Consider the following 16,921-nt stretch of genomic DNA (forward strand, 5'->3'; position numbering starts at 1 on the left):
TTTTATTTTTCGTCCGTTTTGGGAAAGTCCTTCTTCTTCATCGATAGGGATAGCCTCTTTCTCTTCAGGTCTACGTCCAACACCGCTACCTCCACCGTCTGTCCCGGCTTGGCCGCCTGATGGGGGTCCTTTACGAAACGATCGGACAGGCGACTGACGTGGACCAGGCCGTCCTGGTGAACTCCGACGTCCACGAAGGCTCCGAAGTCGGTTACGTTGGTCACTATCCCCGGCAGCACCATACCGGCCTTAAGGTCCGACAGCTCCGACACGGAAGGATCGAAGGAGAAGAGCTGAAGCCTTTCCCTAGGATCCCTACCGGGCTTAGCCAGCTCTGACAGTATGTCGTTCACCGTAGGCAGTCCCACGTCTCCTCCGACGTAGCGACCGGGATCTATGGATTTTCGCAGTTCCCTGTCCTCCAGAAGGTCCGAGATGGACCTGCCCAGATCTTCGGCCATGGAGTTGACCAGGTCGTATCTCTCGGGGTGGACGGCGCTGTCGTCAAGAGGATGGGAACCTCCCCTGATCCTGAGAAATCCCGCCGCCTGTTGGTAGGTCTTTGGTCCCAGGCCGGATACCTTCAACAGATCCTTTCTGGTCTTGAAGGGACCTTCCTTTCGTCTTCTCTCGACCACAGACTTGGCCAGCTTGAGGCTCAGTCCGGAGACGAAGGAAAGAAGCTGAGGGCTGGCGGTATTGACCTCCACCCCTACGGAGTTGACGCAGGACGCCACGACGTCGTCCAGTGCCTTCTTCAGTTCCTTCTGGTCCACGTCGTGCTGATACTGGCCCACCCCGATGGATTTCGGGTCCACCTTCACCAGCTCCGCCAGAGGATCCATCAGCCGCCTGCCGATGGAGACCGCCCCCCTATAGGAAACGTCGAGGTCGGGAAATTCCTCTCTAGCCAGGGCGGAAGCCGAATATATGGAAGCTCCGCTCTCGTTGACCGAGTATATCTCGGCTCCCTCGGGCAGACAGTCCTTCAGGAACGACTCCGTCTCCCTTCCGGCCGTTCCGTTGCCCACCGCGACCGCTTCTATGCCGTATTGGACGAACAACTTGGCCACGCTTTCCATAGCCTGCTCTCGTCTGGCCTGAGAAGTGTGGGGGAAGACCGTTTCGTGATGGACCATCTCTCCGGTCTCGTCCAGACAGACCAGCTTGCATCCCGTCCTGAACCCCGGATCCAGGGCCATCACCCTTTTCTGTCCCAGAGGAGGGGCCATCAGAACCTCCCTGACGTTCTTGACGAAAACGGAGATAGCTTCTCTGTCGGCCTTGCTTTTCAGGGCCTTTCTGGCCTCTGTCTCCATAGAGGACTCCAGCAGTCTCTTGTAGCCGTCCTCCACCGCCTCTTTCACCTGATTGGAATCGGCTTTTTCGCCCTTGACGAATCGGCTCTCCAGTCTGTGGATGGCCGCCTCCTGAGGAGGACGGACAGACACGGAGAGAACTCCCTCAGATTCGCCTCTGAACATCGCCAGTATCCGGTGGGACGGGGCCTTCGCCATGGGCTCCTCCCAGTCGCTCCAGTCGGCGAAACGAGCCCCTTCCTCCTCCTTGCCCGGTTTCATCTTGGCCTTCAGGGTTCCTCGTCGGACGAAAAGGGCCCTCATCTCCATCCTGGCCTCTCCGTTCTCGCTTATCTCCTCGGAGATGATGTTTCTCGCTCCCTCGAGAGCCTCCTGGATCGAGTTCACCCCCTTTTCCTCGTCCAGAAAGCGGGATGCCTCCGCCTCGAGGTCGGCGCCCTCCTGAGACATTATGATCCGAGCCAGAGGCTCCAGACCCTTCTCCCTGGCTACCGTCGCCTTCGTCCGTCTCTTGGGTCGGAAGGGCAGGTATATGTCCTCCAGGGCGGTCATGGTTCCCGCCTTATCCAGCTTGGCCTTAAGCTCCTCCGTTAGAAGGCCTCTCTCCTCCAGGGAGCTCACCATGGATGCCCGACGTTTGTCCGTCTCGGCGAGCCTCTCCAGACCGTCCCTTATTCCCGCTATGGCGACCTCGTCCAGGCTTCCAGTCGCCTCCTTGCGATAACGGGCTATGAAGGGAACGGTGCATCCTTCCTCCAACAAGGCCGCCGTGGCCTCGACGTTCTTTCGGGGTATGCGGAGCTCCTTGGCCAGGATCTCCTGGTGAGATAGTTTCATATCTTAAAATCGCCTCCGTATTAGTCGAACCGTATCGATCTTACATAATACAGCAAAGGTCTGGAAAAATGGGGTAGAAAGGGTTATCTTGTCTATGGTAGCGATACTTCAGGAGGTGTATTTATTGTCCATTTACAGAGGGCTCGCCATGACCGTGGCGGGCAGCGATTCGGGAGGTGGAGCGGGGATCCAGGCGGACCTCAAGACCTTTGCGGCCCTGAGGGTCTTCGGAACCTCCGCTTTGACCGCCGTTACGGCTCAAAACAGCCTGGGAGTTCAGGCCATACACGATATACCGTCTGAGATTGTATACGAGCAGATGAAATCGGTCTTGTCCGACTTCTCCGTAGGGGCGGTCAAGACCGGCATGTTGGGAAAAACGGATGCCATAGGAGCGGTCTGTCGGGCCGTAAGGGATTTCTCCGTCCATAAGCTGGTGGTGGATCCGGTGATGATAGCCCAGAGCGGCGACTCTCTCATCCAGGACGACGCGGTATCGGCTATAAAGGAGGAACTGCTGCCTCTGGCCACCCTGGTGACCCCCAACGTCCCGGAGGCGGAGAGACTAAGCGGACTGGAGGTCCCCGACGTGGAGGGCATGATCGCAGCGGCCTCCGCCATAGCAGGAATGGGACCTCAGGCCGTGTTGGTAAAGGGAGGTCATCTGGAGGGCGAGAAGGTGGTCGACGTACTGTGGACCTCGGGTAAACCGATCAAGTTCGAGTCTCCCAGAATAGACACGGAAAACAACCACGGAACCGGCTGCACCCTCAGCGCCGCCATAGCCGCCGAACTTGCTGCCGGATGCGAGCTGGATCTGGCGGTGGAAAGAGGTCGGGCCTATCTCATGATGGCCCTGGAGAGGGGCTTCAAGCCCGGCAAGGGATACGGCCCCACCGGTCACGCCGTGACCCCCGATTGGGTTAAGAAAGGAGAGTAGAGCATGAACGTACCGGAAAGACTGAACCATTGCTGGAGCAAGGTAGCCCAGAGAAAGCCCCTGGTCTACCACGTTACGAACTTCGTGGCCGCTCCCTATCAGGCCGATCTGTGCCTGGCCATAGGGGCCTCTCCCATAATGGCCCCCTCCGAGGAGGAGGCCAGCGAGATGGTACAGGCCGCCGACGTGGTCCTGGTGAACATAGGAACCCCCACGATCCAGTCGATGGAGACGATTCGAACAGCCATGAAAACCGCCGCCGACACCGGAACCCCGGTCGTTCTCGATCCGGTGGGCTACGGAGCCACCGCCAGGAGGATAGCCCTGGTAGACGAGATCCTCCAGCGTTATCCAGTGGCCATAGTTAAGGGAAACTCGGCGGAGATAGCTCTGATGGCCGGATGTCACGGTGGACTCAGAGGAGTGGACGCCACCGGAATGTGTCGTTCAGACAACGCCGTGTTTCGACTGGCAAGGAAGTACGGCACGGTCGTGGCAGCCACGGGAAAGGTGGACTACGTCAGCGACGGGAACAAAGTTCTGGAGGTCCACGGAGGTAGCGATATGATGGAAAAGATCACCGCAGGAGGCTGTGCCGTCGGCTCCCTTCTGGCAGCAATACTCGGAGCCAGTGGAGACGCCTTGGCTGCCGCTATAGCCGGACTGATCGCCATGGGGGTCGCCTCCGAGAGGGCCATGGAAGCCGGTCCGGGAAGCTTCAAAACCTCCATAATAGATCAGCTATACGGAATGTCCAAGACCGGCCTCGGCGAGATAGAGGGACGGCTCAGGCTTCAGGACAGGATTGCCGGTTAGCCATGGATCCTAAAATCCTCACTCTTTACGTGATTCCCGACAGGCGGCTGGGAGCCCCTTGTTCCATATTGGAGCAGACCTTCGCCGCTCTCGAAGGGGGAGCCACAGCCATACAGCTTAGAGACAAGGATCTGAGCGCTCGGGAACTGACCGATCTTGCCTCCCGAATGACCGAGATGTGCCGGAAAAAAGGGGCCAAGCTTTTCGTCAACGACCGCCTGGACGTGGCCCTGGCGGCCGGGGCGGACGGATGCCACCTAGGTCAGTCCGATCTGCCTTTGGCCGCCGCCAGAAAACTGGCCCCGAGGCCCTTTCTTCTCGGCCGATCCGCCAGGACCGTTGAACAGGCCCGTATAGCCTTGGAGGAAGGGGCGGACTATCTGGGAGTCGGGGCGGTCTATCCAACCGGAACCAAGGACGACGCCTCTGTCATAGGTGTAGAGGGGCTGAAAACAGTGGTGGAGTTTACCTCTCTGCCGGTGGTGGCGATAGGCGGCATAGGCTCCTCCTCGGTTCGTGAGGTCATGGCGACCGGGGCCTCGGGCGTCGCGGTGGTCTCCGCCGTCGTTGGAACCCCCGATCCCACCTCATCGACGGTGGAGCTTCTAAAACTGACGACAAAACCGTGACAGAGTCGTTGCCTGGACGACCTGCACGGAGGGGATGATTCGCGGTGAACCTCGATTTCAGGACCGTAGTCTTAGGCGGGGTGATACTGTTTTGCGTCTGTACCCTGCTGGTGGGCTCTCTATGGCGACAGACCAGAAGTAGATTCGACGGACTGGGGCATTCTTTTGTAGGATTCATACTGATATCGACAGGACTGGCCCTTATGTTTCTTAGGGGACGTATCTGCCCCTTCATATCGGTCGTGGTGGTCAACGGGCTCCTTGTGTTGGGGATCATCGCCGGTCTGGTCGGGCTGGAAAGGTTCCTGGAAATCTACCGCTCCCATCGGAGAGACCTAGCTATCTGGGCCCTGTTCGTGTCTTTCATAGCCTACTTTGCCTACGTCGATCCCAGTACCCCTAAAAGGATTATCTGCTTTTCCGTAGTCTTGGTCTATTTTTCCTGGCGATACATAAAAACATCCATCATAGATGTCGACAGTTCCACCAGAAAGACGACCTTCGGGATCGGAGTGGCCTTCACGGGATTCCTGATCCTGGGGCTTTCGAGGATCGGAGCGGCCATCTTTCTATATCGTGATCTCCATTCTCTGGAGCTCCCTTCGGGAACACTGGAGGTGCTCCTGGGCTACTCCCAGCATGCCCTGGTAGTGCTCTGGGCCTATGGACTCACACTCATGGTGAATAGCAGGCTGATGGCGGAGCTCGATAGGGAAAGGGTTAAGTTTTCGTCCATATTCGACGGGGCTCCTCACGCGATAGCTCTTACCAGACGGTTCGACGGCATGGTTATCGATTTCAATCGGGAGTTTTCCAGGCTTCTTGAACTGGAAGAGGGGCAGATACTTGGAAGAAACACCGTAGAGCTTGGTTTTTGGGGATCCTCCGAGGAAAGGTCTCGCATAATAGACGGCATAAAGTCTAATGAATCGATCAAGGCCGTGGACGTCAGGCTGAGACGTTCCAAGGGGAGCGACATGATAGGATCTCTTTTCGTCGACCTGGTGTCGGTGAACGGAGAGGGAGTGTTGCTCTCCACGATAATGGACGTCACGGAACAGAGAAAGATGGAGCTGCAGATAGCGAAAATGGCCCAAACCGATCCACTGACGGGGCTGTTGAACCGAGCGGCCTTCTCCGAAGAGGTCGATCGAGCCATGGAAGAGGCATCGTCTGAGGAAGAAAAGCTGTCCCTCATGTTTTTGGACCTCGACGGTTTTAAGCCGGTGAACGACGACTTCGGCCACGCCGTAGGCGACGTCGTGCTCTGCCAGGTGACGGAGAGAATGGCAAAAAACGTGGGGAGCGAAGGAACCTTAGGCAGGATCGGCGGCGACGAGTTCGTGGTACTCCTTCCCTTCGGAGAAAAACGGGCAGGGTCCGTGGGAGAGGACATAAGACTCGCTCTGGAAAGGCCCTTCGATGTGGACGGACGATCTATCGAGATATCCTGTAGCGTCGGCATAGCGGTCTATCCGGATCACGGAAAAGACGAAATAGAGCTGGCAAAAAACGCCGATCATGCCATGTATATGGTGAAAAAGGCGGGAGGCAACGGAGTAGGGGTGTTCGGACAGACGACTTTTGACGGCGGTTGGAGACGGAAGGGAGAGCGAGATAGATGGTTTTAGATCGCATCGTCCTGGTAAGGGGCGACATAACCGAGATGGACGTTGACGCCGTAGTCAACGCCGCCAACACGTCTCTTCTGGGCGGAGGCGGGGTGGACGGGGCCATCCACAGGGCGGCCGGACCGGAGCTGCTCGAGGCCTGTCGACCTCTGGGCGGCTGCGCCACCGGAGACGCCAAGATAACCATGGGTTACGGACTCCCTGCCAGATACGTCATACACACCCCCGGCCCGGTGTGGCACGGAGGACAACACGGCGAGGCGGAGCTTCTGGCTTCCTGCTACAGAAGAAGCCTGGAGCTTGCCAGGGACCACGACTGCAAGACCGTGGCCTTTCCCGCCATAAGCTGCGGCGTCTACGGCTACCCGGTGGAACAGGCCTGCTCGGTTGCATTGAAGACAATAACTGACTTCCTTAAAGACGACGACAGTCTGGAGAAGGTGTATCTGGTGGCCTTCGGTGACGAGGTGGCGGAAAGGTATCGTGAGCTGGGGGTGTAACGATAGTCCCTGATACAACCGCTAAAAGAAGGAGGAGCATCTTGGAGATACTTAACAACCTGACGTCCCTTTGGGGAGATGACCTTAAGAAAAAACTGGCCCCAGGAGTCAGGCTGAAGATCGCCGCCTCCTGCTTTTCCATATATGCATACGAAGCACTAAAAGAGGAGTTTCAGGACATAGAGGGCCTCGAGTTTATCTTCACCGCACCGACCTTTGTGCCCGACGAGGTCAGCGACAAGTTATCCAAACAGCGACGAGAGTTCTTCATTCCCAAGGAGAGACGGGAGAAAAGCCTTTACGGAAGCGAGTTTGAGATACAGCTCAGAAACAAACTCAACCAGAGAGCCATAGCCAAAGAATGCGCCCGATGGATAAGGGCTAAGGCCCGTTTCCGCTCCAACGGTACAAAATCGCCGATGCAGCAGTTCGCCTGTCTAAAGGGAAAGCAAGAGGCGGTATATACGCCTATACAGGGGTTTACCGCCGTAGACTTGGGATATCAGTCCAGCGATGCGGTATCCAACTTCATCAACTGTATGGACGAAGCCCCCATGGCCCAATCCTACCTCCAGCTCTTCGACCAGCTCTGGCAGGACAACGACAAGCTCAAGGACGTAACCGACGTCCTTTGCTCCCATATAGAATCGGTCTATCAGGAAAACTCCCCGGAGAGGATCTACTTTTTCATCCTACATAACCTCTTTCGGGAGTTTCTGGAGGACCTAGACGAAGATGTCCTCCCAAAGGAGCTTACAGGCTACAAAGACAGCGTTGTATGGAACAAGCTTTTCAACTTTCAAAGAGACGCGGCGATCGGCATCATAAACAAGCTGGAGACCTACAACGGATGTATACTGGCGGACAGCGTAGGCCTGGGGAAAACCTTCACCGCCCTTGCGGTCATAAAATATTACGAGCTGAGAAACCGTTCCGTTTTGGTGCTGTGCCCTAAGAAACTGGCGGACAACTGGCTGAACTACAACCGCAACCTCAAGACCAACGTCCTGGCCGCCGATCGACTTAACTACGACGTCCTCTGTCACACCGACTTACAGCGGACAAAAGGGGAATCTCTAGGTATGCCCTTGGACCGGGTCAACTGGGGAAACTACGACCTTGTGGTCATAGACGAATCCCATAACTTTCGCAATAACGACGCATTCAAGGACAGGGAGACCAGGTATCAGAGGCTCATGAACTCGGTTATAAGGGACGGAGTAAAGACCAAAGTCCTCATGCTATCCGCAACCCCGGTAAACAACCGCTTTAACGACCTAAAAAACCAGCTCGCCCTGGCCTACGAGGGCAACTCGGACAACCTCACGGAAAAGCTAAAAACCGACAAGGACATAGACGACATCTTCAGACGTGCTCAGATGGCCTTCAACCAGTGGAGCAAACTTCCGCCGGAGGACCGCACCGCCCAGGCCATACTGGACTCTCTGGAGTTCGACTTCTTTGAGCTTTTAGACAGCGTGACCATAGCCAGGTCCAGAAAACACATAGAGACCTTTTACGACACCAAAGACATCGGCCCCTTTCCCAAAAGGAGACCGCCCCTCTCCTTCCGGTGTCCGATGTCCCTGAAAAACGACGTAATAGAGTTCGACGAGATATTCGAGCGTCTCTCTATGCTTAACCTATCGGTCTATGCCCCGACCAGCTACGTTTTACCCAGCAGGCTATCCAAATACGAAGAGCTTTACGACACCTCCGCCCAAGGTGGAAAGGTAAGGTTTAGGCAGATAGACCGAGAGAGAAGCCTTCAGAGCCTCATGACCGCCAACCTCCTAAAAAGGCTGGAAAGCTCGGTGTCCTCCTTTCGCCTTTCCCTGATCGCCCTTAAGGGTAAACACGACTCTATTCTGGCCAAGATAGAGACCTTCAGATCCCTGGGAAAAGGCTCCTCCGTCGAATCTCTCTCGGAGGGACTGGAACGGTTGGACCCGGAGGACGACGATTTGCTGGATATGGAACTAGAGGGGGTTATCGAGGGGAAGGTCAAAATAGACATGGGCGATATGGATCTGCTCTCATGGGAGAACGACCTTAGAGGAGACGTCGTGATAATCGAGGGGCTTCTTTCGGAGATGGATAAAATCGGTCCAGAGAAAGACGCCAAACTCGACCACCTCAAAAGACTTATAGCCCAAAAGATAGCCAACCCCATAAACAGCGGCAACAAAAAGGTTCTAATATTCTCCGCCTTCGCCGATACGGTGAACTATCTTTACGAAAACCTTGCCCCAGAGCTTTGGGAAAGGCTTCAGGTCCACACAGGACGGATAACCGGAAAGGACAGCCCTAAAACTACCGTCGGCCGAGGCCACGATTTTCAGGGTATACTAACTTTGTTCTCGCCGATATCCAAGGAAAAAGCAACCTTGATGCCTCAAGAGCCGGAGGAAATAGACGTCCTCATAGCCACCGACTGCATCTCCGAGGGGCAAAACCTCCAGGACTGCGACTATCTGATCAACTACGATATCCACTGGAACCCCGTTAGGATAATTCAGAGATTTGGGCGAATCGACCGTATCGGCTCGCCTAACGAGACGATACAGCTGGTGAACTACTGGCCCGACATAAGCCTTGACGAGTACATAAACCTGAAAGAAAGGGTCGAGAACCGGATGGTCATAGTTGACGTCACCGCCACCGGAGACGACGACGTCCTGTCCGCCCGGGCAAACGACGTCATGTACCGAAAAGAACAGCTAAGGCGACTCCAGGAGGAGGTTCTCGACCTGGAGGACCTGAAAACAGGGGTCAACATCACCGACATGGGGCTGAACGACTTTCGGATGGACCTTATAAACCACATCAGGGAAAAAGGAGACCTATCGGCGATCCCAAACGGAATGCACGCAGTAGTGCCGGCGGATCCCCAAAGGGGGCTCACCTCGGGGGTGGTGTTCGTTTTAAAGGCCCTGGGCAAAGCCTCCAGGGACGGGCAAAACAGGCTCTACCCCTTCTACATGGTCTACATATCGGACAAAGGGGACATACTGGCCGACCAAACCGAGGTTAAAAGGATACTCGACCTGATCCGAACGGGATGCAAGGGAAAGGATCAGCCGGTGATAACCCTCTGCGACTGCTTCAACAGAGAGACCGACGACGGAAGAGACATGGAAACCTATTCCCGCCTCCTGGACGGAGCGGTCAGGTCCATGGCGGAGGTCAAGGAGGAAAGGGACATAGACAGCCTCTTCTCCGGCTTCACCACCACCGCCCTTACCGAGACCATCGGAGGGCTTGACGACTTCGAGCTTATCGCTTTTTTGGTGATCAAGGAGGATGTGTGATGGACTTTCTCCTGATCTTTCCCGACAGGGCGAGGCTGGACAAAAACGTCCCTAAAACCGCCATCTACGCCCACAGTAGCCCGACGAAAAGACAAAAAGAGCTGTTCGTCGCTCAGGTGGACAGCATAACCTGGGCCTATAAACTGTCCACCGAGACGGCAAACCTGCCTCAAGGGGAGACGGTGAAAGAGCTCCAGGTTTTTAACGTACAGCTCAAAGGGCAATACCTGGACGAAGAGGTGCTCAATGTAGTGGACAGGTCCATACCGTCCCCTATCCTCTACGTCATAAGGGGACAAGGGGAGGTCGAATACGCCTCAGCCTACAAAAGGCAAAGCCGTTCCGACCGATCGGAGCTGGTTATAAGCAAACCCTTCTTCTCCGGTCGGTTCTCCGAGGGCTCGACCGCTCGGCCCATGCCGGTGGCACTGAACCTGGAGGCCCTATATCACCGCCTGCTGGAAAACCTGATCGGCCTTGCCAGAAGGCCCGGTGAGACCATGGACCATCTAGTGAAGAGGGCCGAGAGGGTGGCATCCCTAAAGAGGGAAGCTGCCCTCTTGAACGTCAAGATCGATAGGGAGAGACAGTTCAACCGAAAGGTGGACATGAACAGGGAACTCAATTCGCTGATCAAGAAAATAGAGGAGAATTGCCGTGAATAAGCTTAAGATGCACAGCCCCAACATAACCGACGAAAACGTGGCGAAACTGGCGGAGATATTTCCCAACTGCGTCACAGAAGGCCCGAACGGTATGTCCGTCGACCTAGACCTTTTGAGACAGGAGCTGTCCGACCACGCAGTGGAGGGCCCTAGGGAGAGGTATCGCCTGGACTGGCCGGGCAAAAGACAGTCTATACTGACAGCCAACACCCCGACAAAAAACACCCTTCGTCCCTGTCGAGAGGAAAGCGTCGATTTCGACGACACCGAAAACCTGTTTATAGAGGGCGACAACCTGGAGGCCCTCAAGCTACTACAGGAGAACTATCTGGGCAAGGTCAAGATGATCTACATCGACCCTCCCTACAACACCGGAAACGATTTCATCTACAACGACAGCTTCTCCACGGACAAAGAGGAGCACGACAGAAGGAGCGGAGTCAAAGACGACGAAGGCAACGTCCTCTTCGACGAGGAAAAATGGCAGAAGAACTCCGACTCCAACGGCAGATACCACTCGGACTGGCTGAGCATGATGTACCCCAGGCTCAAGCTGGCCAGGAATTTGCTGAGGGAGGACGGGGTTATTTTTATAAGCATAGACGATAACGAAGCCCATAACCTGCGAAAAATATGCGACGAGGTGTTTGGAGAGCAGAATTTTATAGCTCAAGTTATATGGGAAAAGGGTCGTAAAAACGATGCAAAATTCTTTTCTGTTGGTCATGAATATATCCTAGTTTATGCAAGAAACCTCCTCTCTATTAGAGAAAAAGGTGAGATCTGGCGCGAGGAAAAACCAGGAGCTAGGGACATCTGGGATGAATTTTTAAGACTTAAGAATATTCATGGAGATAACTACGATAATATCGAGGCAGATTTAGGTAAATGGTATTCAAACTTACCCAAAAGCCACCCAGCAAAAAAATGGTCTCGATATAGACGTGTGGATCAGTTTGGCCCTTGGAGAGATAGAGATATTTCCTGGCCAGGAGGAGACGGGCCTAGATACGAAGTTCTACATCCAAGTACAAAACAGCCATGCACGATACCAGAAGCAGGCTGGAGATATTCATCTCCAGAGGAAATGCAACGTCAGATCAAGCTTGGTTTGGTGGCGTTTCGTTCTGATCATACAGAGCCGCCTTTTCGAAAGGCTCATATCCGTCCAATTCCGGGGGAGGTCTTAGAAATTTCCTGTGAGGATGACTATGAGATAGGAGAGGAATATGACGACATTGGGTTTGCCAATCAGGTTCGTGGCTCATACTTTTATAAGCAGTCTCAGGTTGCGGTCAAACACCTCAGGGACATTATGGGAGCTAAAGTATTTAACAACCCCAAAGATCATGAGGAAATTTCAAGATTAATTGAATACACCACACCAAATGATAAAAAATCAATAATACTTGATTTTTTTGCTGGATCAGCCAGTACTGCCGAATCAATTTTAAAGATAAACAGTAATTGTGGTACGAACCACCGATTTATCATGGTGCAATTACCTGAGCCACTCCAGTGTGGAACTATTTCTGGATCTGCTAAGAAAACGAGCCAAGCGGCGATAAAAATGTTAGAGAAGATCGGACTGCCTCTGACAATTTCAGAACTCTCAAAGGAGCGGATCCGCCGGGCCGGAAAGAAGATCCTTGAGGGAGAGTGTCATCAGGATTGGAATAAGGACGTAGGCTTCCGTGTCCTGAAGGTGGACTCCTCCAACATGGCCGACGTCTATTACGCCCCGGAGGAGATGGACAGGGAACAGCTTCTTCTGATGGACGACAACGTCAAGGAGGAGCGGACCTCCGAGGATCTGCTGTTTCAGGTGATGCTCGACTGGGGGCTGGAGCTCTCCCTCCCCATAAAGGTTGAGGAGATCGGGGGCAAAGAGGTCTACTTCGTGGACGACGACGCCATCGCCGCCTGTTTCGACCGGTCCGGCGGCATAACCGAACCCTTCGTCAGAGAGCTGGCGGCCCGTCATCCCCTTCGAGTGGTATTCCACGACGGCGGCTTCGAGGACGACGGGGTCAAGATAAACGTGGAACAGATATTCAAAGCTCTCTCCCCAAAAACCGAGGTGAGGACCATATGACCGATAAAAGCCGAAGCAGGATTATACGAAACAGCACGGCGGAGTTTCTCATCTTCTCCTCTCAGACCAAGGGGGACGGCATAGAGGTCAGATACGAAGAGGAGACCGTCTGGTTGACCCAGAAGTTGATGGCGACCCTTTTCGACGTGGACGTCCGAACCGTAAGTGAGCATCTAAAGAATATCTTCCAAAGTGGGGAGTTGCAGGAGGCATCAGTTATCCGGAAATTCCGGATAACTGCCTCGGACGGGAAAAAATACCTCACCCAGTTTTACAATCTCGACGCCATCATCTCCGTCGGCTACAGGGTCAACTCCCTCAGGGCAACCCAGTTTCGCCGCTGGGCCACAGACGTTCTCCGTCGGTTCGCACTGAGAGGATACGTCATCGACAGAGAGAGGATGGAAAACGGTTCTTTCCTAGGGGAGGACTATTTCGAGCATCTCCTGGAGGAGATCAGGGAGATCCGCCTCAGCGAGAGACGGTTCTATCAAAAAATCACCGACATCTACGCCACCAGCGTGGACTACGATAAAAACGCTCCAGCCACAAGGGAGTTCTTCGCCAAGGTCCAGAACAAGCTCCACTTCGCCATCCACGGCCACACCGCGGCGGAGCTGATTATGGAACGGGCGGACAGCTCGAAAGAGAGAATGGGGCTTACCTCCTGGAAGAACGCCCCGGAGGGAAAGATACTGAAGTCCGATGTATCGGTGGCGAAAAACTATCTCACTAAAGACGAGCTCCATTCCCTCGGGCGGATCGTCAACGCCTATCTGGACCTCGCGGAGGAGAGAGCTAAGCGAAAGATACCGATGACCATGGAGGACTGGGCTAAACGGCTGGACCGGTTCCTGGAGTTCGACGAAAGGCAGGTTTTGCAGGGAGCGGGAAAGGTGGCCATGGACACCGCCAAGGCCAAAGCTACCGACGAGTTTGAGAAATATCGGATTGAACAGGATCGGCTCTTCGAGAGCGACTTCGACAGAATGGTCAAAGGCATTGAGGGAGGTTCGGACGATGACCGCTCATCCTCTGAAACTGAAGTTTAAAAAACAGGAATATCAGTCCATGGCCGTCAAAGCGGTGGTGGACTGTTTTAAGGGACAGCCGAGAATCTCCTCAGTTTCCCATAGGATAGACCCAGGCGTTGAAAATGACCTGGACAGACAGAAAACCGAAGACAAACTGCTGGAACATAAGGGATTCGGCAACGCACCCATAGCCCTGTCGGACGGCGCCCTGCTTGAAAACATCCAAGAGGTCCAAAGACGGCAGAATCTCCCTATATCAACGGAGCTGGTCAAGGACAAGATAAGCTCCATAAATCTGGACGTGGAGATGGAGACCGGAACGGGAAAGACCTACTGCTACATCAAGACGTTTTTCGAGATGAACAGAGAGTACGGATGGAGCAAGTTTATCGTGGTGGTCCCCAGCATCGCCATAAGGGAGGGCGTCAAAAAGTCCCTGGAGATAACCTCCGATCACTTTCTCGAGGAGTACGGCAAAAGGATAAAGTTTTTCGTCTACGATTCCTCCAGACCTCACGAGCTGCTGAATTATTCGTCCGATGCAGGTATCAACGTAATGGTCATAAACATCCAGGCCTTCAACGCCAGGGGCAAGGCCAACAGGAGGATCTACGAGTGTCTTGACGACTTTCAGAGCAGAAAGCCCATAGACGTGATCAAGGCCAACCGTCCTATATTGATCCTTGACGAGCCCCAGAAGATGGAGGGCAAAAAGACCCTGGAATCTCTGGGAAACTTCGACCCCTTGATGATCCTTCGATACTCGGCAACCCATAAGACCCAGCACAACAAGGTCTACAGGCTGGACGCCCTGGACGCCTACAACCAGAAGCTGGTAAAGAAGATCTCCGTCAGGGGAATATCCGTAAAGGGCCTTGCTGGAACCTACGGCTATCTCTATCTCGAATCGATCCAGATATCCCGAAAAAACCCCGTCGCCAGGCTGGAGATGGAGGTAAAGCAGGGCAACGGCATCAAAAGGCAGATCAGAAAGGTCTCCGTCGGAGACGATCTGTACGTCCTGTCCAACGGCCTTAGCCAATATAAGGGCTACACCATATCGGAGATCGACTGGGGCAGGGATATTGTGAGCTTCACCAACGGCCTGGTCCTGGAGTCGGGGGAGGCGGTCGGCGAGGTCAATGAAATGGAGCTCCGTCGCATCCAGATAAGGGAGGCTATCGGTGCCCATCTTGAAAAGGAGAGACGGCTTTTCCCTCTTGGCATAAAGGTGCTGTCGCTTTTTTTCGTGGACGAGGTGGCAAAGTATCGAGTCTACGAAAACGGTCACAAGAAGCGGGGCGAATACGGAAAGATCTTCGAGGACGAGTACCGGGCCTGCGTCGACGAGGCGATGTCCACTTTGGATATTGGATCAAACAAGGATTATAAAGAATATCTTGAGGGTATCGGCGTAGAAAAAACCCATGATGGCTACTTTTCCATAGACAAAAAGTCCAAGCAATTGATCGATCCGTCTATCAAAAAAGTCAAAAACGAGTTTACCGGACAAAAGGAAGAGCTATCCTTCGACACCGACGCATACGATCTCATATTGAAGGACAAAGAGAGGCTTCTGTCCATCGACGAGCCGGTTCGCTTTATATTTTCCCACTCCGCCCTCAGGGAGGGATGGGACAATCCCAATGTGTTCGTCATATGCGCTTTGAAACACAGCGACAACACCGTATCCCGTCGACAGGAGGTCGGCCGCGGGCTCAGGCTTTGCGTGGACCGGAATGGAGAGAGACAGGATGATCCCAATACGGTACATAATACAAACGTCTTGACCGTGGTCGCCAGCGAAAGCTATAGGGACTTCGTCTCGGGCCTCCAAAAAGATATCAGAGAGACTCTATCCTCAAGACCAAAGATGGCGGATATGGCCTATTTTAAGGGGAAATTCGTCTCGACCGAATCAGGTCCGCTTACCTTGTCCTCCGAGATGGCGAGAAAGATAGAATTTTATCTGATAAAGCAGGGATATGTGGACGAGTCGATGCATATAACCCAGGCTTATCACGACCGTAAGGAGCAGGGAAAACTGGCTGAGCTTCCGGAGGATCTTAAGCCGATGTCGGAGGCTATCTTTGTACTGATCGACGGGGTCTTCAGCGAGGGCGCGGGACCACAAATCTCCAACGATAGAGGTAAAAAGACGAATTCGTTAAATGAGAATTTTAAGAAAAAGGAGTTTCTGGAGCTCTGGAACAGGATAAACAAAAAGGTGGTCTACGGAGTGGAGTTCGATTCCACCGAGTTGATCGATAAATGCATAGTCGCTCTGGATCAAGAACTAAGGATATCTCCCCTCGAATACGACGTCGTTTCGGGAGATCAGAAGGATCAGCTTACCTACGACGATATGGTGTCTTCCGGTAGCTTCAAGGTCGCACGTAAGGAGAGAAAGAGAAGCAGCTCTGCGGTCTACACCACGGTTAGGTACGATCTTATCGGCGACATCGCCCGAGGGACCAAACTGACCAGAAAAACGGTGGTGGCAATTCTCTACGGTGTCGAAAAAGCGGTGTTCGATCAGTTCAGGGCCAACCCCGAGGCCTTTATATCCGAATCGGTAAGGTTGATAAACGAGCAGAAAGCCACCGCCATAGTCGATCATCTGGTCTATGACGAGTTGGACGATAGTTACGATGTGGATATTTTTACCAAAGCTCAGGTAGGACAGGATCTCAGCGGTGCGGAGGGCCCCCTTGAGCGTCACATCTACGATTACGTCGTCACCGACTCCGATACGGAGCGTCGTTTCGCCAAGGATCTGGACGTTAGCTCCGAGGTTGTGGTTTACGCTAAGCTGCCCAAGGCGTTTTTCATCCCCACGCCGGTGGGAGACTACAACCCCGATTGGGCGATAGCCTTCAAAGAGGGGTCTGTCAGGCACATATACTTCGTGGCGGAGACCAAGGGGTCCATGTCATCCATGGATCTCAAGAAAATAGAACAGATAAAGATAGACTGCGCCAGGAAGTTTTTCCGTGAAGTAGGGACCATAGGAACGGCGGAGGACGTCAAATACGATGTTGTGGACAGCTATGACAGTTTGATGAAACTCGTAAATAAATAGCGGCTACCTAGGGAAATTGCCATCGGTCCGGCAAATACAGGACAGATGGCAGTCCTCTTTTA

General features: G+C 53.9%; 11 protein-coding genes. 10 read left to right on the forward strand and 1 reads right to left on the reverse strand.

Annotated elements, in window-relative coordinates; genetic code table 11:
* Positions 1 to 2: 2 nt before the first annotated feature.
* Positions 3 to 2,156 carry a Tex family protein gene (locus tag L2W48_RS08000; protein WP_236099982.1) on the reverse strand — a complete coding sequence of 718 codons (2,154 nt, stop codon included), beginning with the start codon at positions 2,154 to 2,156 and terminating at the stop codon, positions 3 to 5.
* Positions 2,157 to 2,280: 124 nt separating this feature from the next.
* On the opposite strand from L2W48_RS08000, the gene thiD reads away from it, so the two are divergent.
* Genes thiD through L2W48_RS08050 form a run of 10 tightly spaced genes read left to right on the forward strand, consistent with a single transcriptional unit; the run spans position 2,281 to position 16,859 of the window.
* On the forward strand, positions 2,281 to 3,096 hold the full coding sequence (gene thiD / locus L2W48_RS08005) for a bifunctional hydroxymethylpyrimidine kinase/phosphomethylpyrimidine kinase (RefSeq protein ID WP_236099983.1): 816 nt from the start codon (positions 2,281 to 2,283) through the stop codon (positions 3,094 to 3,096).
* A 3-nt stretch (positions 3,097 to 3,099) separates the two neighbouring features.
* Positions 3,100 to 3,912 carry a hydroxyethylthiazole kinase gene (thiM, locus tag L2W48_RS08010; protein ID WP_236099984.1) on the forward strand — a complete coding sequence of 271 codons (813 nt, stop codon included), beginning with the start codon at positions 3,100 to 3,102 and terminating at the stop codon, positions 3,910 to 3,912.
* A gap of 2 nt (positions 3,913 to 3,914) precedes the next feature.
* Positions 3,915 to 4,541 carry a thiamine phosphate synthase gene (gene thiE / locus L2W48_RS08015; RefSeq protein WP_236099985.1) on the forward strand — a complete coding sequence of 209 codons (627 nt, stop codon included), beginning with the start codon at positions 3,915 to 3,917 and terminating at the stop codon, positions 4,539 to 4,541.
* A gap of 44 nt (positions 4,542 to 4,585) precedes the next feature.
* Positions 4,586 to 6,172, forward strand: coding sequence for a sensor domain-containing diguanylate cyclase (locus L2W48_RS13105; RefSeq protein ID WP_236099986.1), 1,587 nt, complete (start codon positions 4,586 to 4,588; stop codon positions 6,170 to 6,172).
* Positions 6,163 to 6,672, forward strand: a complete 510-nt coding sequence (locus L2W48_RS08025; RefSeq protein ID WP_236099987.1) for an O-acetyl-ADP-ribose deacetylase — start codon at positions 6,163 to 6,165, stop codon at positions 6,670 to 6,672. Before L2W48_RS13105 ends, L2W48_RS08025 begins: the two co-directional genes overlap by 10 nt.
* Before the next feature lie 41 nt (positions 6,673 to 6,713).
* Positions 6,714 to 9,983, forward strand: coding sequence for a helicase-related protein (locus L2W48_RS08030; protein WP_236099988.1), 3,270 nt, complete (start codon positions 6,714 to 6,716; stop codon positions 9,981 to 9,983).
* Positions 9,983 to 10,648, forward strand: a complete 666-nt coding sequence (locus L2W48_RS08035; protein WP_236099989.1) for a DUF4391 domain-containing protein — start codon at positions 9,983 to 9,985, stop codon at positions 10,646 to 10,648. Before L2W48_RS08030 ends, L2W48_RS08035 begins: the two co-directional genes overlap by 1 nt.
* The gene (locus L2W48_RS08040; protein ID WP_236099990.1) at positions 10,641 to 12,743 is read left to right on the forward strand and encodes a site-specific DNA-methyltransferase; all 2,103 of its coding nucleotides are present in this window, start codon (positions 10,641 to 10,643) and stop codon (positions 12,741 to 12,743) included. The genes L2W48_RS08035 and L2W48_RS08040 overlap by 8 nt, the downstream gene beginning before the upstream one ends.
* Positions 12,740 to 13,795, forward strand: coding sequence for a virulence RhuM family protein (locus L2W48_RS08045; protein WP_236099991.1), 1,056 nt, complete (start codon positions 12,740 to 12,742; stop codon positions 13,793 to 13,795). Before L2W48_RS08040 ends, L2W48_RS08045 begins: the two co-directional genes overlap by 4 nt.
* Positions 13,764 to 16,859 carry a type III restriction-modification system endonuclease gene (locus L2W48_RS08050; RefSeq protein WP_236099992.1) on the forward strand — a complete coding sequence of 1,032 codons (3,096 nt, stop codon included), beginning with the start codon at positions 13,764 to 13,766 and terminating at the stop codon, positions 16,857 to 16,859. The genes L2W48_RS08045 and L2W48_RS08050 overlap by 32 nt, the downstream gene beginning before the upstream one ends.
* Positions 16,860 to 16,921: the final 62 nt, after the last annotated feature.

This window comes from Dethiosulfovibrio russensis (genome assembly GCF_021568855.1).
Taxonomy (GTDB): domain Bacteria; phylum Synergistota; class Synergistia; order Synergistales; family Dethiosulfovibrionaceae; genus Dethiosulfovibrio; species Dethiosulfovibrio russensis.